Origin of the sequence: Fibrisoma limi BUZ 3 (assembly GCF_000296815.2) — a bacterium.
Lineage (GTDB): Bacteria > Bacteroidota > Bacteroidia > Cytophagales > Spirosomataceae > Fibrisoma > Fibrisoma limi.
On record NZ_CAIT01000004.1, the window covers coordinates 25,964 to 49,754 of the forward strand.

The following is a 23,791-nucleotide window of genomic DNA, read 5'->3' on the forward strand; positions in this document are numbered from 1 at the left end:
CATAGCCATAGGGGGGACCCGCAAAAGAGGTGTCTTAGTGCTGTAATAACCTGAATAACAGCATTATGAAAGTTAACACGTCCCTCTTTGTTCTGGCTTTTTGCCTACTCGTCATCATTGCCAATGGGCAGCCCTTAACCCAAACAATCCGGGGTACCGTAGTCGATCAGATTCTGCAAACGCCCATCCCCGGTGCCACTGTCGTTATCGTCAACTCGGACCCATTGAAAGGAACGTCCACCGGCCCCGACGGCACATTCAGGATCACGGCCGTACCCGTTGGGCGGCAGACGCTGAAGATTTCATTCATGGGTTACAAGGACCTGTTGCTGTCCAACATCGTAGTCGATGCGGGAAAAGAGCTGGTCCTGACCGTTAACCTCGAAGAAGCCGTGCAGCAGGTTGCGGAGGTGACCGTAAAGCCGCAAATCGAGAAAGACAAGCCCCTGAACGAGATGGCGGCCGTCAGCGCCCGAACCTTTTCCGTTGAGGAAACGCAGAAGTTTGCCGCGGCTGTGAACGACCCCGCCCGAATGGCCACGGCCTACGCGGGCGTAGTGGGCGCCGACGACGGCGGCAATACCATTGTGATCCGGGGTAACTCACCAACGGGGCTGCTCTGGCGGATGGAGGGCGTCGAAATTCCGAACCCCAACCATTTTGCCAACCTCGGTACGGCCGGGGGCGGTATCTCCATCCTGAGTGCCCAACTGCTGGCCAACTCCGATTTCATGACGGGGGCTTTCCCGGCCGAATACGGCAACGCGCTGTCGGGTGTGTTCGATCTGCGCTTACGGAAAGGCAACAACGCCAAACGCGAACATACGGTGCAGGTCGGCGTGCTGGGCATCGACGTATCGAGTGAGGGGCCGTTTTCCAAAAAATACAACGGCTCGTACCTGTTCAATTATCGGTATTCGACGCTGGGGCTGCTGTCGAAACTGGGTGTGTCAGTTGGTTCGGCAGTAAACATCTTCCAGGACCTGTCGTTCAACGTGTACCTGCCCGCCGGTAAAGCCGGTACGTTCACGGCCTTCGGCTTCGGTGGATTGAGCACCAGCAACACCGATGCCGTCAAGGATTCGACGAAATGGGTGGGGGAATATGATCGCTACACCGACCGGTTCTTTGCCAATACGGGGGCAGCCGGTATCACGCACACCATCAACTTCGGTCGGAACGCGCTCCTGAAAACGGTGTTTTTGGCATCTGCGTATCGGACGGGGTATCGGAGCGAGTACCTGGACGAACAGTATAGCCCATCGGCCCGCACAAATGAGTCATTTACGGTACAGAAGCGGATTGCATCGAGCACGCTGACGTATCGGTTCTCGCCAAAATGGACTCTACGTACCGGATTGATTGGTACGCAGTTGGTATATGACCTTTCGCGTAAGGATTGGAACACGGATCTTCAGGTGCTCGAAAACCAGATTCAGACTCGTAACTCAACTTACACGGTTCAGAGCTTTGCCCAATTGAACTACCGGATCACGGATCAACTGACTGTCAACGCGGGGTTGCACTACCTGCGCCTGTTGCTGAACAATACCGACGCCATTGAGCCACGGGGTTCCGTTCGCTGGGCGTTCTCGCCGAATAAGTCGATCAGTGTGGGCTATGGGCTACACAGTCAATTGCAGAACATCGGTACGTATTTCGTGACCGACAGCCTTGGAAATAAGCTGAACCAGAACCTGGGCTTCACGCGCTCGCACCACCTCGTTCTGGCCTACGACTGGTCAATTAATGACCACCTGCGCGTGAAAGCCGAAACGTACTACCAATCCCTGTTCAACATTCCCATCTCGGCCGACAAACGTAATTCGTTCGCCCTGGTCAACAGCTTCGACGGCCTGACTACCGAACGGCTGGTCAATAAAGGCATGGGGCGGAACTACGGCCTGGAGCTGACTGTCGAGCAGTTTCTGCACAACAATTTCTACTTTCTCTGGTCATCGTCGCTGTACAACTCGGAATACCGGGGATCAGACGGGATCTGGCGGGATACGCGTTTCAACGGCCGCTACGCCAGCAGTTTCCTGGCCGGTAAAGAGATCAGTACGGGCGATCGGGGGCTGTTCCGGAAGAGTGTGATTGGCCTGAACGTGAAGGTGACGTATTACGGCGGCTACCGCACCACACCGGTTGATCTGGAAGCGTCGCGGCAGAAAGGCGAGACCGTACTGGTTGAGTCGGCGGCTTTTTCGGAGCAGCTACCGGATTATTTCCGGACCGATATTCGCTTAAGCTGGAAGAAAAACCGTGTTTCGTCAACCCGGACGCTCTCGCTGGATGTGCAGAACGTAACGAATCGTCAGAACATTTTCGGGCAGTACTACGACCCACGTGCCGGCCAGCTTAAAACCAGCTACATGACCGGCCTGATTCCGGTATTGAGTTATCGCATAGCGTTTTAACGAATCCAGAGCGAATAAAAACCAATGCGTGGTTACTCGAAGTGATCTGAGTAGCCACGCATTCAGCGTTTTTAGGTCAATCTAACGAATTAGGGAGCTTTTGCCAATTGATTCCAGCAAACCCCGCATGTACCCAATGGCAAACAAGGTACCGATGGTCATATAGCCCGGTCGGGTGTTTTCTTCGCCAGCCATGGTCGGGACGTGGTCGGGGCGGATGGTACCCTGATAACCAATGTCGTAGTACGCTTTCATGGCTTTGTACATATCGATCTGGCCCTCATCGTGGAACGTCTCAGTGAATTTAAATTTACCACCCTGGACGTTGCGAAAATGAACAAAGTTAATGTGCCCGGCCTTTCCCCAGCGACGAATCAGAGCTGGAATGTCCGCGCCCATCAAAGCGAAATTACCCTGGCACATCGTCAGTCCGCTGTATTTGCTGGGAACTATCTTCAGCATCCTGTCGAAGTTTTCCACTGTATTCATGATGCGGGAAATGCCCTGAATGCTATCCACCTGGGGGTCGTCGGGGTGAAGCGACAAGTTCATGCCAATCTTCTCCGCTTCGGGCACCACAGCCTTCAGAAAATAGGTGAGGTTGTTCCACAACGCGTCCTTCGATACTTCGCCGTACTTGGTGAGGGGTTTGTTCTTAATGTCCTCGTAATCGAAAGCGGTCACCAAGGCTCCTCCGCGACCCGGCGCGTCCATTTTTGAGCGAAACCAGCTTATGACGGGCATCCAGTTGTAGCAGATCACGTCTACCTCGCTGTGTTTTTTCAGGTTTTTCATGAACGTGATGAAGTTTGCTATTTCCTCATCACGTTTATCCAGGGCCAGTTTGGTTTGTTCGCCCAGGCTTGGGGGGCCTTCCACTACGGTCCATTTTATGCCCAGCTTGTCCCAGGTTGCTTTCGTTGCCTTAATCGCATCCGCATCCCAGGGATTTAGGTTGGGCAGACGCTGGACACCTGAAACGGCGTGCAGTACCTCCATTTGTTTAGCCAAAGGCACCCGTGGTGAATTCGGGCCCATGGCCAAGGCAAATTTCATCCCAAAATCCTTGGCGGAGCTTTTCGCTTTAGGTGGGGTACTTAACCGGGTCGCTGCGGCAAGCCCATCCGTGGAGGCTACTGTGGCTACTGCGGCTCCCTGTTTAAAAAATGTTCGACGGTTCGTTTTCATGTATAGTCGTAGAAAATAAGGGTTGTGTTAACCATTAGCGCTTATCCCACCAGACTGGTGTGGTGTATAAATCAGGTCCTTGTCGGGCAATGGCCGCTTCGTAATTCTCCTTGTTGAGCGAGGTTTCTGAAATGGGATAGCGCATCCTAACCAGGGGCGCTCCACCCGTGAAGTTGCCGGGATACGTAATGGGGCTGAGCTTGGGATAGCCCGTCCGGCGCCAGTTCGACCAGGCTTCGAAATTGTCCATCCACATAAAATGAGCCAGGTAGAACTGGTTGTGGATTTGCTCCATCTTCCCCTCAAACGTGGACGCGTTGAGGGGCTGGGCGGTCAGGTACTCATTGATGGCACTCTGGGAAATAACCACATTGCCCGGGAACAGCGTCGTTGACTGCATAGAGGCAGTAATGCCTTTTTTGTAGTGGTCCTCAGCAGGCGAAGCGTCCCAGCCACGCAGCGATGCTTCAGCACGCAGGAACGCTACTTCAGCATAACTCTGAAAAACCGTTGGTGCATTGAGGCTGGCAATGGTGCCCGTGTTTGGCTCCGAGTAATCCACCAGCATATCATTGCTCCAGTTGGGGATGACTTGCTTGATCGTATTGGCATCGTAGCCGTTGGGAAGCCCTTTCTGCAATCGGGGGTTGGTTGTTGTGGGCAACTTTTCGTTCTGGATGCTCAGGATGTTGCCCTCCCATAAGGTGGCGTAAAACGGAAGCCGCGGATCGTTGCGGGCCTGTAGCATATCGATCAACGTTTTTGCCAGTTTTACGGGGCCTTTTCCCCGGTTGGATTCAGGAAAGCTTTCGCGCTTGAGTTCAGAAGAATCCCAGTTTTGGGTATTCCCATTGCCAGCCACGTGGTTAAGTTTTGCTATGTCGGCGTTACTGGTCATCACGCCCCCGGCAATTGCTTTTTTAGCCCAGGTTTCGGCGGCTTTGACATCTACTTTGGTGAGCCGCATGGCCAGCCGCAGCATGAGCGAGTTAGCAAAGGTCTTCCATTTGGCTACGTTACCCTGAAAAACTACGTCCGAAACCCCGAAGGAAGGCTTGGCCGGGTCTAACTGGCCAATCGCTTTTTCGAGGCCGCTGAGCATAGCCGGATAAATATCCGACTGCTTATCGTATTTGGGTTTGTAGGTTTTATTGAGGTAGCCCTGCCCGGCTTCGGTGTACGGAACGTCTCCGTAAGCATCTGTAACCCGGTGCAGGGCATAAATCCGCCAGATGTTGGCGATGGCGTTCAGGTTAACCTGATCGGGCTTGTTTTCGGTAGCCGCAAGGACCTCCTGTAATTCTTTGAGGTGAACTGAATAGGCCGTTTCAAAAAAGTCGCCGAATTGCCCGCTTTCTACGTATTTGTCACCGGCCCAGTTCGTACCCAGCGAGGCCATGTACTGCACCACACCGGCAAAATACTTGATGTTGGTGCGGTTGCGGTCGGGCGTGCCCGTACCGGCCGTGCGGATCAGGCTATATGTAAAGAGGTTTCCGACAACCGGTTCCGTGTAAGCATTGGGATTTACGTTCATTTCCTCGAAGCCCTGGTCGCAGCCTATCGACACACAGAGCAGAAGGAGAAGTGTAAGTAAAACGTTTTTAGGGGAGTACTGAATCGTCTTCATATGCGTGATACGGTTAAGACTGGTTTCCTTAGAATCGAACCAACAAGTTCAGCCCAAAGCTGCGCGTACTGGGCAGGCCAAAGTTTTCCAGCCCCTGTCCGTTGCCGTTCGAATAGCTCGATTCCGGATCGATGTTCTGGGCTGCGTTGTAGAGCAGCGCCAGGTTGCGCCCGACGACAGACAGGCTGGCAGATTGAATAGGGGTTTTGGCCAGCAGGCGCTTAGGAACGTTGTAGCTGAGCGTCAGTGAGCGGAGTTTGACGAAGTCGGCACTGGTGACAAACTGGTCGGTCAGGGTAGCCCAGATGGCTGAATAGTACGTTTGGGCCGGCACGTTTGCGCTGTACTCCGTGCCCGTCTGCGTAACGCCCGATACGGGAATGCCGGTCTCCCGCACGCCGTTGGCAACCGTTCGTTTGTCGAGGCCAAACTGGGTACCGTAGGCGTTGGTAGCCGAATAGACCTGAGCCCCAAATTTGCCGTCAATCAGCAGGTTCAGCGAGAAGTTGCCGTAATTGAAGTTGTTGCTGATGCCCATAACCCAGGGTGGAACCCCTAGGCCCAGCGGTTCCAGTGGCCCCTGTACAGGTATGCCGTTGGCGCTGTTATAGACGGTTCTGCCGGTAGGATCTACTCTGGCCCGGTTGCCGGCAATCATGCCGAATGGACGGCCTTCGAAGTGGTAAATACCTCCGTTCTGGGTGCGGGTGGTTGCTCCATCGATAAAAAGTGACGTAATGCCATCCGCAATTTTTACCACCTTATTGTCGTTGTAGGCTGCGTTGTAGCTGACGTCCCACGACCACTTGGGCTTACTGATAAGCGTACTGGTCAGCAGCAGTTCGACCCCCCGGTTGCGTACCTGCCCCACGTTCAGCGCCGTGCGGGCGTAGCCCGAGGAAAGCGGTACAGACGCAAACACGATGTCGTTCGTAGTCGAGCGTTCGTAAAGGGTCAGATCAAGCCCTACCCGGTTGCGAAATGCTTTGAGGTCTACCCCGATTTCGCTGGTCGTCGAGGTGTAGGGGACGAGTTTATTCGGGATAATATTTCCCGTTATGTTCATCAGCGTAGCCCCCAAATGTTGCTGCGCCTGTGGGGTATAAGTCAGGTTCAGTCCATACGGGTTCGGAGCGCCACCCCCCACCTGTGCCCATGACGTACGAATTTTAGCGTAATCGAGCCAGACCGGGTGCGACTCCCAGTGATTGGTCAGGACGTAGCTCAATCCTGCTGACGGATAGAACAGGTTGTTGTTTTCTTTCGACAAGGTTGAAAACCAATCCTGGCGGCCCGTCAGGGTAAGGAACAGCGTGTTGTTGTAATCAATATCGGCCGAGGCAAACAGCGAGTTGATGGCAAACTCCTGAAAGTTGACGGTAAAGGCCTGACCGCTGCCGTTACCGATAAAATACTGGAAGGGCACATTGAACAGACCGCTGCTTAGCGTTCGTCCATCTACTTTGTTATGCATCTGATTGCCACCGACCAGGGCATTAACGTTGAGCTTACCGACTGATTTAGTTACCCCAATGAGGGCTTCCGCGTTCGTTTCCGTAGCCACGCTCAGATCCGTGGTCATGCTGCCCTGGCTGTTGAAGGCAATTCCTGATGGCTCAATGTTGAAGCCATCAAAATTGAGCTGGTCCATGCCCAGTCGTACCCGGCTATACAGCCAGTCGGTGATATTGTAGCGCGCGTTGAAGGAGCCAATAAACCGGCGTCGGGTATCGCCGTTTTGGACTTTATTGACGGCGAAGTAGGGATTGGTCGCGTAGATGTAGTCGCTCCAGATAACTTCCGTACCATTGGGAGTGTAGCCGGGAGCCAGGGTACGAACGTCGATGTTGGTGCCTATCAACTGAGCACCCGCATTCGGGTTTTTCTGAAAATCGGCCAGATACACCCGGTTTTTGTTTTCCTCAAGCGTGTATTGCACGTAGCCCTCAAACAGCAACTTTTTGGCTAAGTTGGCATTGGCACTCAGGTTAAACGTTTTGCGGTTGAGGGTATTATTCGGCACAATGCCCTTGTTGTCCAGGTTAGCCGCCGAAAAGCGAAATCGAACGGTTTCGTTGCCTCCGGTAAAAGCGAGGGTGTTCGAAAAGGTGGTGCCGTTGTCGTAAAAGTTTCGGATGTTGTTTTTCTGCGCGACGTACGGTCGGGTCTGGCCGTCGGGTTGGATTACCGGCGATCCGTCCAGTTTGGCACCCCACGACATGCGGCCAAACGCAATCGCTTCGGCCTGCGAAACGGGTGCTTTTCCCCGCGAGCCGGATCCGTATTCATATTGCCAGTCCAGCAAATCACGCGGGGTTTCTACCGTAAGGGTCGTGTTGTATTCAACCCCGATGCCTTTCTGGGCAGTTCCGGATTTAGTGGTGATGAGGATTACCCCGTTAGCGGCCCGTGCGCCGTAAAGAGCAGCCGCCGTGCCCCCTTTCAGCACGGTAATTGTGGCAATATCGTCGGGGTTGATGCTGGTTAGTCCGTCGCCCCGGTCAATCCCGCCGAACGTACCGGGTGCTCCCTGGTTATTGTTGTTGATCGGTACACCATTGACTACGTATAGCGGCTGGTTATTACCGTTCAGGGAGCCGTTGCCCCGAATCACCACCCGGCTTGAACCACCCGGCCCGGTCGCCAAGCCCGTAGCGTTTACACCGGCAATACGCCCGGCCAAGGCGTTTCCCAGGTTCGTTTCGCGGGCTTTGATCAGGTTTTCACCCCCGATTTCGGTAACCGCATACGACAGAGCGGCCTTGTCGCGGTTAAAACCCAGCGCCGTAACGACTACCTCATTGAGTGACTTGGAATCGGTCACCAGCGCGATGTCGATGACCGACCGGGAGCCGACCGTGACTTCCTGTGAGACGTACCCCAAAAAGCTGAAGACCAGAATGGCTTCGTTGTCCGGGACATCAATGCGGTATTTGCCGGCGGGGTCGGTAGTGGTACCTTTCGTGCTGTTTTTTAGCACAATGCTCACGCCCGGTAAGCCCACTCCTTTCTCGTCGGTGACAGTACCCGTGATTGGCTGATCGGCGGAAATTACCCTTTCGTTTCGGCGGTCTGGCAGCGGAATCTGACTGCTTTCCTCGGCTTTGAGAAGTACGATTTGCTTACCCGATACTTCATACCGGATATGCAGGGGCAGCAGAAGTTCATCCAGTACGGTTTTGAACGTGGCCAGGCGGTTTTCGAGTTTCACCCTGCGCGTTGGCAACACATCTTTCGGGTTATACACGAACCGTACCTGAGTTAATCGCTCCAGGGAGATAAGAGCCGCCTTAAGCGTAGTGGTTTCGGCTTTTACCGAGATGCGTTGTTCCAGGACCTCCTGGGCGTTTACATCAATGGCGTACGTAGTGCTTATGAAAAGCAGGGTCATCAGCAATTGCGTAACCGACAGTTTCATGAGCGCACGAAAGGTCAAAGACTGAGTAGACAGTTTATCCATGAGCAGTCAAGGGTTTTTCTCATGGATGGCAATCTTTATGTTTACATACTGTTCATTTGTAATTTTTTGAGAAAAATTTTAACGTAATCAGTAATAATCTGCTGAGTAGTTACTTGTTTATACATCCATCGCTGTGAATAATAATTTGCCCATCAACGAGTTCGTACGATGAGCGGGTAATCCGGCAGATCAGGTTAAGCTGGTCGAACAGCAATTCGCCTTCCAGGTTAGCCGTCAGAAAGCAGTGTTGCATGGTCTGCCTGTCGTAAATTACTGTCAGGCCGTATACTTTTTGCAGTTGATCGAAGACAGTGGTGATTGGAGCTTCGTCGAACACCAGCTCATCGGGCTGCACTTTTGCCAGCACTACCGGTTGCTGAACAACCGTCTTGATCAACCGTTCTTCGGTTTGGTTATACGCCACGCGCTGATTGGGGGTTAGCACGACACCATTCTGTTCCCGGCCTGGCCGCTGCCGGGCTTTCTGAAAATCTTTCAGTGTATAGACTGATACTTTGCCCGAGCGAACCTCTACATTCGCTTCCCGCTGACCTGGGTACGCGCTGACCAGGAAACTCGTCCCCAGCACCTGCGTTGAAATCTTGTCGGTGTACACCCAGAAAGGCTTACGCGGGTTTTTGGTAATACTAAAGAAAGCCCGCCCACTTAAATACACTTCCCGTAATCTGGACCCGGGCTGCTTCGGATAGCGCAATGAGCTTTTGGGATACAGGCTAACCACGCTGCTGTCTTGCAGTTGGATGCGTTTGACCTGATCGGTTTTGTTCGCGATTTCCGTATAGTCACCGGCCAAAGCAGGGCTGATGTTCCGGATAAAGGCCGTCGATTGGCTCGTAGGTTTGTCCGTTAGACTGGTCAGCCCAACGTAGCCAATCCCCAGTACAAGCAACACAGAAGCGGCTAATTTAAAACCGGTACGTCGCCAAAGCGGAATTACCGGTCGTTGTCGCTGCCCAACAACCTGATTGGTTAGTTGCTCAAGTTCATCCGGCGCGAGTGCGGTATTTTTTTCTTCAAGAGCCAGCAGAAACGCCCGCGCTAACTGGACGGTGTGAGCCGAATCGGGGTTGTCGGTCAGCCAGGTTATCCAGAATGCCTCGCTGGCTGGATCGCGGTCAATTACCCATTTGCGAAACTGTTCGTCCCGCGCCAGTTCGTCGAAGCTGTAGGTATGATAATTCATTATACGTTCACAACGGTTTTTCCAAAAGATGGCAAAATAGCCGGCCAGATACTGTTTGGTAAACCACTACTTTCAGCGCATGATTTCGTACCATGACAAAAGCAGCCAGAAGCCGGTCCAGTATTCCCGAAATGACTTGAAGGCGGATTGTAATAGGTTTGAAACAGACTGAAGATGTACGCCCATAATCTGGGCAATTTCCTCCCGGTCGAGGTTCTGGTAGAACCGCAGGTAGATCACTTCCCGCTGCCGTTTGGGAAGCTGATTAAGAATTTCAGTAACCCGCTGGGTCATTTCGACCAGACTTTCCTGTTCCATGATGAACCACTCAGGGGAAAAGTCAGTCATAGTTAAGTCGGACTCCGAAAGGGCAGGCTCGTCGTCTTTGCTAATGCGCTGCCGGTAGCTTTGGCGAATTACCCGTTTACGAACCGAACTTAGCAAATAAGCCCGTACACTCTCCGGTGTACTGATCTGGTCGCGTCGGTTCCAGATTTCGATAAACACTTCCTGCACACAGTCTTTAATGAAGGCTTCGTCCCGAATGAACTTATACCCATAATTCTGTAGGAAGTTTGCGTACTTTTTAATGAGCTTTCCAAAGGCCAGTTCATTCCCCTGCTTCATCTGTTGCCAAAGCAGCAGATCGGTCTGAGCAACAGCTTGATCCTTGAAGCCCATATTATCTGGTTAAAAGAGAATCCCTTATCATTAAAAGGATTGTAAATCATTTCTTTACTGATTTGGACGCTCCAAAAACTCACCATCTTAATTTGGCTGATATCCGTAAAAAATCCTTCGAAAACTGAGTCGCCAAGCTCTGTGATCCGTTGGCAGATTTGATGGGCTGAACTTATCTAAGGAGAAGCATGGAAATTTAGCAATACAGTCATTCCCGGAAAGATTTGCCGTAGAAACCCAGCCCCGAATGACTAGTGGTTCAAGGGTACGACCAACTGTTTATGGTGGGCCGAACAGCACCGCCATCACCTCCCGGACATTCCGGCTTTTGCGGAGGTCGCGCCAGATGTCGGCCCACTCGTGGAAGTTGAGGTAAATCACGTTGTAGGAGGTCACCGGTTTGGTCAGGCCGTAAACAGGCTCTTCAGTTTCTTCCTGAAACGTACCGAACAGCCGGTCCCAGATAATGAACGTCGTCCCGAAATTCTTGTCGATGTATTGTGGGTTGCGGCCGTGATGCACGCGGTGGTGGGAGGGCGTCACGAATACGTATTCCAGCCAGCGCGGCAGCTTGGGTATCACTTCCGTATGAATCCAGAACTGATACAGCAGATCAAGCTGGTAGCAGGTAAACGTAATGACCGGGTGAATGCCGGAACACCAGACCGGTATAAAGAAAATAATCTTCAGGTACTGCGTCCAGGAATTGCGGAAAGAGGTCGAGAAGTTCAGATGCTCCGACGAATGATGCGTGACGTGCGTAGCCCACCAGACCCGCTGCTTGTGCGCCGTGTAGTGTGCTACGTAATTACAAAGGTCGATGCTCAGGTAGGCCAGTACCCAGACCCACCACGTATTGGGTAGGCGCCAGGGAACCAGTTCGTAGAAAAACCAGCTCATGCCGACCGTCGCGGCTTTCAGAACGCCGTTGATTACCAGGCTGCCCAGGCCGATTCCGAGCGATGCCTTGAAGTCGCGGCTGTCATATGTCCGGCCTTCGTCGTGGCGGGTGAGCCACCATTCCAGGCCAATGCAAAAGACAATAAGAGGGATGGCGTACAACAAAATGGGTTGTACGTCAGCTTGGACTGACTCGAATTTCATGATGAGTAGTGAAAAGGGAATGCTAAAAATTGATTCGTTCGTGAACGGGTTGTCCCTTGTCGGGATCGATGCCGAACATGTCGACGTAATGAATTTTCGGAATTAGTCCCGAGCCGGGCGATACCTGCACGAACACCTTTTGCAGGCAGGCCAGTTGGCCGTTGATGATGGTCATCGCGACGGGTTTTCCCTGGCGATACGCTACGATGACGGGGCGTTTCCGGAAGGCATTCAGGGTGACATCGAACGCGTCGGATGCATTCGGTACGGGGCTGTGTTTGTAGCCATACGCCATGTGCCACTGAACCGAACTCAGGTCTTCGCGCTGACCCCGGTCGGCATACCGAATCCAGTATACCTGAATTGGCTTTCTGGCGTCCAGTTTGCCGTCGGCCGTCAGATTAGCGTCATATACAATGGTGTTGGCATCTTTACTGCGCTGAATGTAGAACAGCCGGTTGGTGGAAGTTGGGGGCGACGGAAACGAGTCGCCCCGGGCGGCCTGCACGGGCAGGATTCCCTGAAGCAGCAGCGCTATAAGCAGGGTAAGAAAGGGGATGGGTGTGCTATTCATTGTATGTGTTGTTTGTAAATGGGATTGATTGGGCACAAGCGTAGCGGCTCCTGCCGAACGGCGGTCCAGGAGTGCGTATTATCCGGTAAATGATGGGGGCTTATGGCCGGTTAGGGCACGCAGCGAGGTGGCACGAACGGCACCTGTCGACGAGATGCGTTCGGGCTTGTTGGGTCAGTGGCAGAACCGACCTGTAGGAATGACTGGACGAAGCAGGATCAGGCTGCGGTTGGTATAACGCCTGATAACCGGGTGGCTGTGTCGGATTGGGTGCCGCCGTTGCTGGTGAAATGGATGAGTGCATGGTTGAAAGCGGTTGTACTACTGTTCATATACAGCCCTAAGACAACCGCTTTTGAACATCCCCCTATCGCTGAGTGAAAAAAATATAAAAAACATACCCCCACCAACGGCCGACCGTCCTGCGGGGGTGAGGGTAGGGGTATTTTAGCTTACTTCAAATACTTCTCGATCGTCTGCCGGATCAACTGACGGCTGGCTGCTGAATTGTAATTTGTCTTTAGCGAAGCCGTTGCCAGTTCGTCCAGCTCGCGGCCGAGCACGTTTCCTTTCACCTGGCCCCGGATTCCGACGGTCGGGCGGTTAGCCAGCACCTCGTCCCAGACAGCGCGGACATCGGCCCAGTAAGCGCGATTTTTCTGCCACCATTCTTTGGCCACCCGGCACTTGGCTTCGTCGGTGCGCTTGTACGTATTCAGTCCTTTCTCAGAAACCAGCAGTTGATCGCCAGCTTCGGATCGGATAATCTTGTCGTTGTCCTGTTCGTGAACGTAGCCGTCGGCCGTAATCTCGTGGTGGTTTGTCCGGCGCAGCACGTTGTAGTCACTACGTTTGGTGTACTCGCGACGGGGCAGGGGCGCATCAGCCGTGTTTTCCCAGAAGTGCCGCCCGTCGGCATGAATCCACGTAGCAGAACCTTCGTAGCGTGGGCTGTCGTCTACTTCAAATACCTTCTGTGTCCACTGACCTTTGGCTTGCGTCGGGGGAAGCGATACACGTTTCCAGGTAGCGTTCTGGTCGAATTTCAACAGGCTGGTGTTCTCGAACAGCCAGTCTTCCCGCCAGTGCTTGATTACCATCGTATCCCCGACGACCAACAGGTGCTGGATGACGATTTTGCCCGGTCGTTCCTCATCGACAAATACCCACTCCGTGCCTTTCGCCCGGTAGCGGTCTTTGAAGGTGTAGGTCTTCTCGGGGGCGAAGGTTTCGGCGTATACAAAGTCGACATCGTGGCAGCCGCACTGGCCTTTAATAGCTGCCAGATCTTGTGCCGGAGGTGACAGTTGGGCTTGACTGAAGTGGCTGTATAAAGTAAGCCAGCCAAGGAGGTTAAGTAAACGCATACAATGAAGTGGTTTATAATGAGATCGTTACAAAACTATGCTTATTTAGACTTTATACAAATAAATAATATTGATTCTTTGGAATGATTCTAAATAGAGCTTAGGTTTGTGGCAGATTCTATACCATTAGCGATGCGTTACGTCTATTTACTGCATTTACTTCTGCTTACATCTCTTTCGAGTTTTGCTATCACTCCGGACGATGATAAACCAAGAGCCACTGTACGAGGTAGTATTCTGACAGCCGACAGCCAACCGGCAGAGTACGTTACGGTTGTTTTAACCGACAGCCGTTCGGGTAAGAAACGTTACGGTATGCTGACGGACCCGCGTGGACAGTTTACCATAAAAGTGCCTGCCGGGATGTATACCCTTACGGCTACGGTAGTTGGCTATGAAAACAAGGCAATAGAGGTGGAGGCTGAGGCCGGGCAAACAATTCAGGTTCCTGCTATCATACTCAACGAAACCGCAAAGCAGTTGCAGGAAGTCGTCGTGTCGACGCAACGGGTAGGGGCTTATACCGAAAAAATTAGCGAAATCGGTACCCGGATGCCCGGTCGGCTGCGGGATGTGCCGCAGTCTATACAGGTAATTGGTCGACAGATTCTACAGGACCGACAGGTGCAGACGGTGGGCGAGGCCGTCAAGAGCATGGTCGGTATCAACGCTTTCTCATCGACGCAGTACAGTGACTACGTATTGCGAGGCTTCCGGTCGACGCCCGGCAACTTTGCGTACAACGGCATTCGGGGCGATTTTTACGCTTTTGATCAGGCGGCTCTCACCTACAATATTGAGCGAATTGAAGCGGTTAAAGGACCGGCATCGGTTCTGTTCAGCGCGGGTAATCCGGGGGGCGTTATCAACCACGTAACGAAGCGGGCACAGGCGGCTCCCCGCTACGAAGTGCAGGCAACCGTCGGAAGTTTCGATCAATATCGCTTCATGGGTGATGCAACCGGCGCGGTCACCAAAAGTCAGAAGCTACTGTATCGCTTGGTCGTTGGCTACGAAAAAACTGGTCAGCTCGACCGCAATCAGACGATTCGAAATGTCTTCCTGGCGCCCCAACTGCAATACAATTTCTCGGACCGTACGTCGCTTAACTACGAATTGAATTACGCCCGCGACCGTCGGACGATGGGCTTTCAGCGAGGTGTTCCGGCCTTGTCGACGGGTGAAGGAAAGTGGCAACTGGACCGCTACCCCCGAAATTTTTCGATGATTGATCCGAATGCGTACAGCCACGTATCGAGTTTGTCGAACCAGTTGATATTTACCCACCGGTTCAACGACCGGGTCAAGCTGACGACCCTGGCCCGGAGCTTCATTAACCCAAAATACGAACAATTTGACGTATCGCCCGGCAATTTCAATATCGGTGCGGTCAATGATTCGATTACGTTTGATCACCGCTACTTCGATCAGATCAATAATCGCCAGTATCAGCTCAGTACGTTCGTGAGCGCCGAGGTGCAAACCGGACCGTTGCGCCATTCGATCATTGTGGGAGCCGATGCCAATAGCTCCGGGCGGACCTATAATTATGCGTCGCTCAGCTCACGTCGGCTGAGTCTGTACAACCTTGATTTTAGCTGGGCTTCCTACCAATGGACGCCCGCCACGATTGCGGCCGCCGAATACCAGAGCCGCGTCGATGAGCAAACAAACCTGTTCGGTGCGTATGTGCAGGATCAGCTCTCGATCGGCGAACGGTGGAAAGTGCTGCTGGGGGGGCGGTTTGAACTGCATCGGTATCGGTCAACTACCGATGATATTGTTGGCGATACAGCCGTAGGGAGCGACAAGCTTCGGGCGTCTCGTTTCATCCCACGTATCGGCGTTGTGTATCAGCCGAATCAAAGAACGTCCCTGTATGGCAGTTACACGGAAGGATTCCAGCCCCAGTACGGTTCCAATCTGGCCGCAGGCGGCCCATTCCCGCCCGAAGGCAGTCGTCAGATTGAAGTAGGTATGAAGAACGACTGGCTCGCCGGTCGCCTGACTACATCCATAGCGGCCTACTACATTAAAAAAACAGATGTCTTGACGCCTGATCCATCTGACCCGGAAGGCATCCGACTATTGCAAACCGATGCGGTCTATAGCAAAGGTATCGAAGTATCGGCGCAGGGAAATTTGAATGATAACATCAGCCTGATTGCCAACTACGCTTACAACGAAGCCCGGACGCCTGGCGATGCGGGTTTTGACTTCAACGCGGCCGGCTGGTTTCCGAATGCGCCAAATCATAACGTTAACCTGTGGGCGACGTACCGTCTGACGCAGGGCGCGTTGGCTGGGTTAAAATTCGGGGCGGGATTCAATCACCTCAGCAAGCGAGCCACGTTTGTGCCGGGCTTCGAAATTCCGGGCTACACAACGGTAGATGCATCGGTGAGCTACGAACGAAAAGGCTTTAACGTCAATCTGGGTTTGTTCAACCTCACCGACGAAACGTATTACTATGGGGTCTACGGGCCAGCGAACCTGTGGCCAGGTAATCCGCGCAGTTTTCGCCTGACAGTAGGTAAGGTATTTTGACACAACTAATTTTTAGCAACAGTAACCATTGTTGTACGGATGAGATTTATACTACTGATTACGTTTATCAGCTTCATCAGCGTAGTGACAGCGCAACCGCCCAAAGGCACGTTACGGGGTATCGTTACCACCGCCGATGGCCAGCCGGCCGCTTTTGTCAACGTGATGCTGAAGGGAAGCAAGATTGGTGTTACCACCGACGAGGATGGCAGCTTCACGCTCCGCAACCTGCCAGAAGGCGCCCAAACGCTGCTGGTCAGTTCAGTAGGTTTCGAACCGGTGGAGCAGGCCGTTACCGTATCATCTGACCCTGAGGCCAAGGTTTCTCTATCGTTGAAATCAACGGCCAAGCAACTTGGCGAGGTGGTTGTAACGGGCCAGAAACGTCGGACATCGTCGGCCACCCGCACGAATCAGGAACTGATCGATATTCCGATGGCGATCCAGGTCGTAGGTCAGGAAGTCATCCAGAAGCAGAATGCCTTCGATATGGCGACCATCGTCCGGAACGTAGCCGGGGTAAACCTGAGTGGCACGTATGGCGGGCAGAATACGTACCAATATTTTAACGCTCGTGGCTTCGATCTGAACAACTGGCAGAACTACCGTCGGAACGGGTTCATGATCTGGAACATGGGCACGCATTTCAACGACAACATCGAAAGCGTTGAGTTTCTGAAAGGTCCAACGGCCATTCTGTACGGCGACGTTGCCCCAGGTGGCGTTATGAATCTGGTGACCAAAAAGCCACTAAATTATAACTACCGCCGGGTTGAAATGAAAGTCGGGCAGTACGGCCTGTTCCGCCCGACCGTCGACGTATCGGGGCCTATCAATCGACAACGGACGCTGCTGTACCGCCTGAACGCTACCTACGAGCGGTCGAATAGCTTTCGTGATTATGTGAAGCATAACGCGGTGATGTTCGCGCCGTCTATACTGTGGAAGATTTCGCCCCGGCTGGATTGGAACGTCGAGTATACGTATAAGAAAACAACTGCTTCCGACGATCCGGGACTGGTATCGCCCGATGGCACATTTGACGGACTGTCGCGCATTCCGTACAATCGCTACCTGAGCGAGCCGGGTGTCAACTACGGCTTCAGCGATCAGGGCGTGTATTCGACTCTGACGTATCAGATCAACAGCCAGTGGCGGGTGCGTAATCTGGCAGGCTACAGCTACACCGTCCGCAACCCGGCCAGCATCAGCACGAGCGGTATCCCCGACCCCGACGGTCGCGTTGATCGCTTCGAATACAACTACCGGCAGTGGTTCGACATCCGGACGGTTTCGCTGGAATTGCTGGGCGAGGTGAACACTGGGTCTGTAAAGCATCATCTGCTGGCGGGCGTTGAATACAACGATTCGTTCTCCCGCTACTCGACCGGGGCAGGTTATAACAAAGTCGATAGTACGTTCAACATCTTTAACCCGCAGTACGGCCGCATCCGGGTTGCCGATGATACGTCGCCTTTCGAAAAATTCCGGTTCTACTATATCCGTCATGGGTTGTACGTGCAGGACCAGCTTAGTTTCCTGAATGACAAAGTACAACTGTTGCTGGGTGTGCGCTTCAACCGCACAGAGCAGGGCAATCGCTACGACAACGAAGCCGAACGGCCCGAAACGGATAAACCAAGCATAGCGACTCCGGTATCTCCTCGTTTTGGCTTGGTTTTCAAGCCCGTGTCGTGGCTATCCGCCTTTGCGTCGTACAGCAAAAGTTACGAAGTGAATGCGCCGGACGTAGCCGCCGAAAATGCTAACCAGTTCACGGCACCTGCCCCGACCATTGGTGAGCAGGTGGAGATTGGCATGAAGGGTAATCTGCTACAGCAGCGCCTGGGCGTAACCCTGACGGCCTTCCAGATTAACAAGAACAACGTATTTGGCTACGTGTATCTGGACCCGATTAACCCCAGCAACCAGGATTTTAAATACAATTTGTACAGCGGAGGGCGTCACCGCAGCCGGGGGGTCGAACTGGACGTAAACGGTAAGGTAACGCCCGAGTTGAACCTGATAGCGTCGGCGTCGTACATCGATGCGGTTGTTGTGTCGGACCCGGCTTATAAAACAGGCAACTGGCTCGGTGCTCAACCGCGCAACAGCTACAGCCTGTGGGCCGACTACCGCTTCGACCGCGTTGTTAAAGGCCTGACACTTGGCTACGGCGTTTTTCACCGGGGCCAATTCTACGGCACCACCGAAAACGTAACGCTTACCCGGAGCTACACCACGATGGATGCATCGGTCGGCTACCGGTTCAAAGGCTTTAATTTCCTGTTGACGGTCAGCAACCTGGCTAATCGGAAGTATTATCTGCAATCATTTAGCCCCACGGCCTGGGAGCCGCAGTGGACACGTCGGGCTGTGTTAAGTGTAGCGTATAAATTCTGAAACGATGAAACTGGCCCGGCGCATCTTCGCACTTCACTCGTGGTCAGGCCTGATCGCAGGGCTGTTCATTCTCGTGTTTTTCCTGACAGGTTCGGTAATCGTTTTCCGTGAGGAACTGAACCTGTGGGAGCATCCGCACCTGCTGCGCGTGGAGCCGAAAAACCAGCGGCTACCGTACCAGACAATCTACGAGCGGGTCCGAGACCAGGTGACGGACACGTACCTGTACTCGTTTCGTAATCTTCCGCGAACGCCGGAGGAAACCATCGAGATGCGGATTTATGAGCCGTCGACTAAGCGCTATGGGTTGCTGTATGTGAACCCGTACAATGGCCAGGTGCTGGGCAAGACGTTTGATAGCCTGTACGACATCCTGCTCACCATTCACTACCAGTTTTACCTCGGCAAGTTTGGCGAGTTTCTGGCGACTCTGTTTGCCCTGGCGCTGATCGGCTCAGTGCTGACCGGTTTGTATGTGTATCGGAAGTCGCTGGTGAAAGTGCTTCTGTTTCAGTTTAGTGGGAGGTGGACCAACTGGCGCACGATTTCATCGAATCTGCACCGGATTCTGGGCGTTTGGGGATTGCTGTTTAATCTGGTCCTGGCGTTGAGCGGCTTCTGGATGTTGAAATACACGCTGGACGTGCAGACCCATTTTAGCAATAAACCATCTGTGGAAGAAACGCAGGCTCCTCCTGCCATCATGGTCAATCTTGACAACCTGGTGCAGCAGACGCAGACGTTGTTCGGTGGGCGCGTCAACAACGTTTCGTTTCCCCGGCAGAAAGACGGAATCATTCAGGTTTATGCAACCTCGCCCAGCCAAAGTTGGCTCTACGGCGATTATAGCAGCTACGCGGAGTTTGATCAGCAGACGGGAGCCGTAAAAACGGTATTCCGCGAGAGCGACCTGAGTAAGCTGGAGCGCTTCGAATACGCGCTGTATACCTTACATTTTGGTCAATACGGCGGCTTGCCCATCAAGATACTGTACGCGTTTCTGAGCCTGTCGGGGGCCGTTCTGACCGTAACGGGTTTCTTACTGTGGTTCCGGCGCATAAGGTTCAGAAAGCAGGTTGCTTTGGTTAGCGCTTCTGAAAAAGGTCGGCTGCGACCGGTTTATTCTGTAAAATCATGATTGTAAACACTCAGCGATATGAACGTCCTTGTTTTTCGGACCAACATCAACTCGGCTCAGCGCGTCCATAAAGCGGCCTGTCGGTTATGCAAACTAAAAGGAATCTGCCGCTGGAGCGTCGATCTGGAAGATTGTGATTGTGTGCTACGTATTGAAGCCGAGAAAGTAGAGGAATCAGACGTAGTTCGGACGATACAGCGAGCCGGATTATTCTGTGAACCATTGGAGTACTAAACGCTACAAAACAGAAAAGCCCACACGAGCGTGTGGGCTTTTCTGTTTTTAATGAATGCTTATTCAAACACGTTACCGTCGTACGTCACTTTCGACAACTGTTTGTCCAGTTCGAAAATCTGGTCGGCCGGAATCTGGTCGAACAGGTCGAGGCAGCGACGGGCAATGTACTCCTCTTCCATCTGTTCTTTCACGTACCAGCGCAGCAACTCCTCCGTAGCAAAGTCGTTCTCCCGGCGGCAAACCGCAATAATTCGGTTGATCGAATCCGTTACTGCTATTTCCTGCTCCAGTGCCCCTTCAAATACGGACCGCAGCGTATCAAATTCCTGCGCAACGGCCGGAACTTCGGGCGAGATCGCCGTGGCACCCTGGTCGCAGAGGTAATGGAAGAGCTTCATGGCATGGCCGCGCTCTTCTTCCGACTGCTTATAGAAAAAACCGGCGCTGTAGTCGAAACCGTTACGGTCGCACCAGCCGGCCATCGCCAGGTACTTCGACGATGAGACCATTTCCATTTGTATCTGTTGGTTCAGCGCCAGTTCGACGCTCTCTTTTACTGGTGTCCGAAGTCTTGCTAAATCTTTCATATACAGACAATTTTTCCGGTGAGGAGAATTCAATGCCAAATAAACAAGAAAAAACCAGTCGGAGTTACGCGACTGGCTCAATAGCGGTAAATTTAGAAAAAGTCTATTTGTAGGTAGCTTATGGCAAGGTGCAGCCGCATTCACGCAGCAGGCTGTTCAACTCCAGCATCATCTGAGCACCGCTCAGCAACTCGCGCAGGTGAATGATTTCACAAAGCGTCAGAACATAACAACGCTCCGAGCGGGGCGGGGTCAGGATTTCAACGTCGTGGGCTGAGTCGGTACTGAGCGCCATTTGCCGCACATCGACGGTCTCGACCATTCGCCGAAACTGCGCAAAGTCGCGGGCCGACAGGGCTGTGTACGTATCCCAGAACTCTAGAATCAGCCGTTGAGTAGCGTCGCATTGGTAGACTACGCCCTTATCAGTGCGGAAGATTTCAATCCAGTCGGTTGAGCGGGTACTTACCGTATACACTTAATTAAATCGAGTTAAATGCGCTTTTGCGAAGCAAAGATACATAAACTTAGAATATTTCTAAACAAGTGTCCATCGTTTCTCCTCACAAAGACACCACATCAAATTGATTTAAGCAGACAGAATGTTTGTTCAAAAGCCGCTCGTTGGCATAAAGAGAAAGCCGATGCTCATCATCGGCTTTATCAGGGATTCTGTTCTGTTAACAGTGCACGATTGATAGCCATTTCGCTAGCTGTTCGACGGAGGCTGCACGGGGCGTTGAGTGGATGACGTATCGTCGTCAAAGAGATCTTCGACACGCTGTTTTTGCTTCCATAGCCGCTTTTCGCGGTCTGAACTAAGCACAACTACGCCATTCTCTAATAGCCGGGGCTGAAGTTCACGCTTCCGCTCTTTCTTTTGGTATTTTTTCCTGCGCGGTCTATCTATAAACGCGGGTTTGTCATTTCGGGTCAGATAAGTCAGCAAACCAGATGCCAACAATAATCCCAGTAAGGCCAGGGCCAGTTTTGTCGCTTCCATAATAATATGTTGAGTAAGGTGAGTATACGCTAATATAACACTTTTTCGGATAAAATCTACTTACTAGCCACCTAATTATCAATAAAACACCTGGATTATTTTGCCGTACAACCGGCTTACTAAAAAGTGAGGTAACGGGCCGCATCAATTACGAAATTGAACCGGAAACCTATATACGCAGAAAGCCGCCCTTCATAGCAAAGAGCGGCTTTCTGCGTATAGGATACGGACTATACGCTTAATTTCTTGACATTGGCGAAACTGGTAGCAATACAATCCAACGGAGGGCGCTTGCAAACGTCCTGCTCTACGAAGAAATGCTCAATACCCGCCGTTTTACGGGCATCCATAATGCGCTGAAAATCAATAGAGCCAGTGCCTACTTCAGCAAACGCCCGCTCCGACGATTTCTCCATGTCTTTAAGGTGAACCAGCGGGAAACGACCCGGATTCTGCTTAAATAAGTCGACCGGGTCTTTGCCGGCAAATACGACCCAGTACAAGTCTAGTTCCATTTTGACCAGTTTGGGGTCGGTGCCCTTGAGCAACAAGTCGTAAGGTACCTGTCCGTCAATCGGCTGAAATTCAAAGTCGTGGTTATGGTAACCAAACTGGATGCCTTTCTTTTTGGTCGCTTCGCCCGATTTATTGAACAGGTCGACGTAGCGTTTATAATCGTCCAGCGTTTTACGTTCGTCGGGAAACAGGAAGGCGCAGTTCATGTATTTCAGACCAACCTCTTTAGCATCGTCGATGGCCTGCTCCCAGCCGTTCGTCAGCGTGCCTGTCGCGTTCGGCATGGCAATACCGGCCAGGTAGTGACCACTTACAGCACTCAGCCCCAGGCTGTTCAGCAGTTGCTTGAATTCTTTTGGGGTTTTGCCAAAGAACTTCCCATCAGCATAACCAAAGGTTTCGACTTCTTTGTAGCCTATTTCGGCCACCTTTTTCAGCGTACCTTCGACATCCTTGCCGAGTTCGTTGCGGAGGGTATATAGCTGAAGCCCAACTTTATCAAGTGATTTGCCGAACGCAACGCGATTGGCCAGGACCGTAGCCGAAACGGCCAGGGCGCTCGTTCTGAGAAACTCTTTGCGCGAAATTCTGTGAGTTAGTGACATGATCTGAACGTATTAACGAAATGGCATAAATGCTTGCCGACGGAAAACGACGGCGGATAAATAACGAATACCACTATGGTTTGCAGCGACGAAAAAGCGAATTTCACCAACAGATTCAACATAGGGTAGTAAATTAAAGCGACAACGGTTAGCTGGGCAAACCTTCTCTGTTCGTAAACTGAACGGTTTACTTTTGCCAGTAGTATAAGATGCAATCGTTTGTCTATTGTATCAAATAGGTACAATGATAATTCGTAAATTTCAAATAACAAATTTTTCTTTACCAGGATTTTAACCTATATCCCATGCAGCGCAGCACTGATATGAACAAGTTTCTTAGCAGCGAGCAGGACTGGTTGCCTAGTCTCTCTGTTGACTGTGTTATCTTCGGTTTTCACGAGAACGAGCTGAAGGTGCTGCTGCTGACATTCCGGCATACGGATCTGCTGGCTTTACCCGGCGGATTGGTTCACCGTCAGGAAGATGTCGATGATGCCGCCAAACGTATCCTGGCCGAACGTACTGGTCTGGCGGATATTTATCTGGAGCAGTTCCATACATTTGGGCAGCTCGGTCGGGGTAGTGATCAGTTTGGCCGTAAAATTGCCAAAGCGAATGGTATTGACCTTCCGCCCGATCATTGGTTCACGCGCCGGTTTGTGTCGGTTGGTTACTACGCGCTGGTGGATTTCTCGCGGGTGATTCCATCGCCCGACGTATTTTCGGAGTCAATCGATTGGTACGACGTGCGGGAGTTGCCTCCGCTGGTACTGGATCACTCGCTGATTGTTCAGAAGGCACTGGACACCCTCCGCCTGATGCTCGATCACCGATTGATCGGTTTCAATCTGCTGCCCGAAATGTTTACGATGGGGGAGTTGCAACGGCTTTATGAAACCATTCTGGGTAAAAAGTTACTGCGCACCAACTTTCAGCGAAAGATGCTGAGCCTGGAAATACTGGAGCGACTGGACAAAAAATGGACCGGTGGTGCGCACAAGGCACCGTATTTATACCGATTTGATACCAAAAAGGGCGAGGAGTACCTCAACAATGGCGATCTTGTCCGGAAAGAATAAATACCTGAAAAGTTGTTTACCTAAATAGGACTGTGTCGGCAGACACTA

18 protein-coding genes are annotated in these 23,791 nt (G+C 52.3%); 6 read left to right on the plus strand and 12 right to left on the minus strand.

Going from position 1 to position 23,791, the window contains the following annotated elements:
• The first annotated feature begins 65 nt into the window (after positions 1-65).
• A complete protein-coding gene (locus tag BN8_RS00650; protein ID WP_009279820.1) occupies positions 66-2,420 on the plus strand; it encodes a TonB-dependent receptor in 2,355 nt (784 codons plus the stop codon).
• Positions 2,421-2,501: 81 nt separating this feature from the next.
• On the opposite strand, the gene BN8_RS00655 is transcribed toward BN8_RS00650, so the two are convergent.
• The 8 genes from BN8_RS00655 to BN8_RS00690 form a co-directional block, all read right to left on the minus strand.
• On the minus strand, positions 2,502-3,608 hold the full coding sequence (locus BN8_RS00655; protein WP_009279821.1) for a mannonate dehydratase: 1,107 nt from the start codon (positions 3,606-3,608) through the stop codon (positions 2,502-2,504).
• Positions 3,609-3,642: 34 nt separating this feature from the next.
• On the minus strand, positions 3,643-5,238 hold the full coding sequence (locus tag BN8_RS00660; RefSeq protein WP_009279822.1) for a SusD/RagB family nutrient-binding outer membrane lipoprotein: 1,596 nt from the start codon (positions 5,236-5,238) through the stop codon (positions 3,643-3,645).
• Between the two features lie 28 nt (positions 5,239-5,266).
• Positions 5,267-8,698 carry a SusC/RagA family TonB-linked outer membrane protein gene (locus BN8_RS00665; RefSeq protein WP_009279823.1) on the minus strand — a complete coding sequence of 1,144 codons (3,432 nt, stop codon included), beginning with the start codon at positions 8,696-8,698 and terminating at the stop codon, positions 5,267-5,269.
• Between the two features lie 109 nt (positions 8,699-8,807).
• A complete protein-coding gene (locus BN8_RS00670; protein WP_009279824.1) occupies positions 8,808-9,902 on the minus strand; it encodes a FecR family protein in 1,095 nt (364 codons plus the stop codon).
• 72 nt (positions 9,903-9,974) lie between these two features.
• Positions 9,975-10,583: an RNA polymerase sigma factor gene (locus BN8_RS00675; RefSeq protein ID WP_009279825.1), complete on the minus strand. Its 609-nt coding sequence runs from the start codon at positions 10,581-10,583 to the stop codon at positions 9,975-9,977.
• A gap of 279 nt (positions 10,584-10,862) precedes the next feature.
• Complete coding sequence (locus BN8_RS00680) at positions 10,863-11,687, minus strand: sterol desaturase family protein (RefSeq protein WP_009279826.1); 825 nt, start codon at positions 11,685-11,687, stop codon at positions 10,863-10,865.
• Positions 11,688-11,709: 22 nt separating this feature from the next.
• A complete protein-coding gene (locus BN8_RS00685; protein ID WP_009279827.1) occupies positions 11,710-12,261 on the minus strand; it encodes a DUF4833 domain-containing protein in 552 nt (183 codons plus the stop codon).
• A gap of 452 nt (positions 12,262-12,713) precedes the next feature.
• A complete protein-coding gene (locus tag BN8_RS00690) occupies positions 12,714-13,628 on the minus strand; it encodes a DUF6607 family protein (RefSeq protein ID WP_009279828.1) in 915 nt (304 codons plus the stop codon).
• Between the two features lie 132 nt (positions 13,629-13,760).
• On the opposite strand from BN8_RS00690, the gene BN8_RS00695 reads away from it, so the two are divergent.
• Genes BN8_RS00695 through BN8_RS32265 form a run of 4 tightly spaced genes read left to right on the plus strand, consistent with a single transcriptional unit; the run spans position 13,761 to position 19,950 of the window.
• Positions 13,761-16,175, plus strand: a complete 2,415-nt coding sequence (locus BN8_RS00695) for a TonB-dependent receptor (RefSeq protein ID WP_009279829.1) — start codon at positions 13,761-13,763, stop codon at positions 16,173-16,175.
• Positions 16,176-16,214: 39 nt separating this feature from the next.
• Complete coding sequence (locus BN8_RS00700; protein ID WP_009279830.1) at positions 16,215-18,578, plus strand: TonB-dependent receptor; 2,364 nt, start codon at positions 16,215-16,217, stop codon at positions 18,576-18,578.
• 4 nt (positions 18,579-18,582) lie between these two features.
• Entirely contained in the window at positions 18,583-19,716 is a 1,134-nt protein-coding gene (locus BN8_RS00705) for a PepSY-associated TM helix domain-containing protein (protein ID WP_009279831.1), read from the plus strand.
• An 18-nt stretch (positions 19,717-19,734) separates the two neighbouring features.
• Complete coding sequence (locus BN8_RS32265) at positions 19,735-19,950, plus strand: hypothetical protein (RefSeq protein ID WP_009279832.1); 216 nt, start codon at positions 19,735-19,737, stop codon at positions 19,948-19,950.
• Positions 19,951-20,009: 59 nt separating this feature from the next.
• Here the strand turns inward: BN8_RS32265 and BN8_RS00710 are convergent, their stop codons facing one another.
• The 4 genes from BN8_RS00710 to BN8_RS00725 all read right to left on the minus strand — a co-directional run bounded on the left by BN8_RS00710 (position 20,010) and on the right by BN8_RS00725 (position 22,664).
• A complete protein-coding gene (locus BN8_RS00710; RefSeq protein WP_009279833.1) occupies positions 20,010-20,540 on the minus strand; it encodes a ferritin in 531 nt (176 codons plus the stop codon).
• Between the two features lie 118 nt (positions 20,541-20,658).
• Positions 20,659-21,018: a hypothetical protein gene (locus tag BN8_RS00715; protein ID WP_009279834.1), complete on the minus strand. Its 360-nt coding sequence runs from the start codon at positions 21,016-21,018 to the stop codon at positions 20,659-20,661.
• Positions 21,019-21,249: 231 nt separating this feature from the next.
• A complete protein-coding gene (locus tag BN8_RS00720) occupies positions 21,250-21,543 on the minus strand; it encodes a hypothetical protein (protein WP_009279835.1) in 294 nt (97 codons plus the stop codon).
• A gap of 230 nt (positions 21,544-21,773) precedes the next feature.
• Positions 21,774-22,664: a sugar phosphate isomerase/epimerase family protein gene (locus tag BN8_RS00725; protein ID WP_009279836.1), complete on the minus strand. Its 891-nt coding sequence runs from the start codon at positions 22,662-22,664 to the stop codon at positions 21,774-21,776.
• Between the two features lie 305 nt (positions 22,665-22,969).
• Here BN8_RS00725 and BN8_RS00730 point away from each other — a divergent pair, with 305 nt between their 5' ends.
• Positions 22,970-23,743: an NUDIX hydrolase gene (locus tag BN8_RS00730; RefSeq protein ID WP_009279837.1), complete on the plus strand. Its 774-nt coding sequence runs from the start codon at positions 22,970-22,972 to the stop codon at positions 23,741-23,743.
• Positions 23,744-23,791: the final 48 nt, after the last annotated feature.

Bases quoted from the DNA above. Each gene is read 5' to 3' on its own strand.
- BN8_RS00650 (WP_009279820.1), top strand. From the start codon at position 66: ATGAAAGTTAACACGTCCCTCTTTGTTCTGGCTTTTTGCCTACTCGTC.
- BN8_RS00655 (WP_009279821.1), bottom strand. From the start codon at position 3,608: ATGAAAACGAACCGTCGAACATTTTTTAAACAGGGAGCCGCAGTAGCC.
- BN8_RS00660 (WP_009279822.1), bottom strand. From the start codon at position 5,238: ATGAAGACGATTCAGTACTCCCCTAAAAACGTTTTACTTACACTTCTC.
- BN8_RS00665 (WP_009279823.1), bottom strand. From the start codon at position 8,698: ATGGATAAACTGTCTACTCAGTCTTTGACCTTTCGTGCGCTCATGAAA.
- BN8_RS00670 (WP_009279824.1), bottom strand. From the start codon at position 9,902: ATGAATTATCATACCTACAGCTTCGACGAACTGGCGCGGGACGAACAG.
- BN8_RS00675 (WP_009279825.1), bottom strand. From the start codon at position 10,583: ATGGGCTTCAAGGATCAAGCTGTTGCTCAGACCGATCTGCTGCTTTGG.
- BN8_RS00680 (WP_009279826.1), bottom strand. From the start codon at position 11,687: ATGAAATTCGAGTCAGTCCAAGCTGACGTACAACCCATTTTGTTGTAC.
- BN8_RS00685 (WP_009279827.1), bottom strand. From the start codon at position 12,261: ATGAATAGCACACCCATCCCCTTTCTTACCCTGCTTATAGCGCTGCTG.
- BN8_RS00690 (WP_009279828.1), bottom strand. From the start codon at position 13,628: ATGCGTTTACTTAACCTCCTTGGCTGGCTTACTTTATACAGCCACTTC.
- BN8_RS00695 (WP_009279829.1), top strand. From the start codon at position 13,761: ATGCGTTACGTCTATTTACTGCATTTACTTCTGCTTACATCTCTTTCG.
- BN8_RS00700 (WP_009279830.1), top strand. From the start codon at position 16,215: ATGAGATTTATACTACTGATTACGTTTATCAGCTTCATCAGCGTAGTG.
- BN8_RS00705 (WP_009279831.1), top strand. From the start codon at position 18,583: ATGAAACTGGCCCGGCGCATCTTCGCACTTCACTCGTGGTCAGGCCTG.
- BN8_RS32265 (WP_009279832.1), top strand. From the start codon at position 19,735: ATGAACGTCCTTGTTTTTCGGACCAACATCAACTCGGCTCAGCGCGTC.
- BN8_RS00710 (WP_009279833.1), bottom strand. From the start codon at position 20,540: ATGAAAGATTTAGCAAGACTTCGGACACCAGTAAAAGAGAGCGTCGAA.
- BN8_RS00720 (WP_009279835.1), bottom strand. From the start codon at position 21,543: ATGGAAGCGACAAAACTGGCCCTGGCCTTACTGGGATTATTGTTGGCA.
- BN8_RS00725 (WP_009279836.1), bottom strand. From the start codon at position 22,664: ATGTCACTAACTCACAGAATTTCGCGCAAAGAGTTTCTCAGAACGAGC.
- BN8_RS00730 (WP_009279837.1), top strand. From the start codon at position 22,970: ATGCAGCGCAGCACTGATATGAACAAGTTTCTTAGCAGCGAGCAGGAC.